Origin of the sequence: Streptomyces sp. NRRL F-525 (genome assembly GCF_000716605.1) — a bacterium.
Taxonomy (GTDB): Bacteria; Actinomycetota; Actinomycetes; order Streptomycetales; family Streptomycetaceae; genus Streptomyces.
The window spans coordinates 1-282 of the sequence record NZ_JNXE01000219.1 but is presented as its reverse complement, the minus strand read 5'-3'; the positions used below and the strand labels follow the sequence as shown (position 1 = coordinate 282).

Annotated in this window: 1 rRNA gene; it reads right to left on the bottom strand. The window is 52.8% G+C overall.

What is annotated here, in order from left to right:
* Window positions 1-75, bottom strand: a 16S ribosomal RNA gene (locus tag OO69_RS48605); the annotation flags it as partial.
* Window positions 76-282 lie beyond the last annotated feature (207 nt).

Genomic DNA, 282 nt, shown 5'->3' with positions numbered 1-282 from the left:
GGTTCATCGTTCGACTTGCATGTGTTAAGCACGCCGCCAGCGTTCGTCCTGAGCCAGGATCAAACTCTCCGTGAATGTTTTCCCGTAATCGGGACCACATACACGAGAGCGGAACAGTCAGGCGGAATAAGCCCGACCGTTCACAGCGTCCTCGCTGTATGTATTTCTTCAAAGGAACCTCGCCCCAACCGTGATGGCTGGAGACGGGGTATCAACATATCTGGCGTTGATTTTTGGCACGCTGTTGAGTTCTCAAGGAACGGACGCTTCCTTTGTACTCAC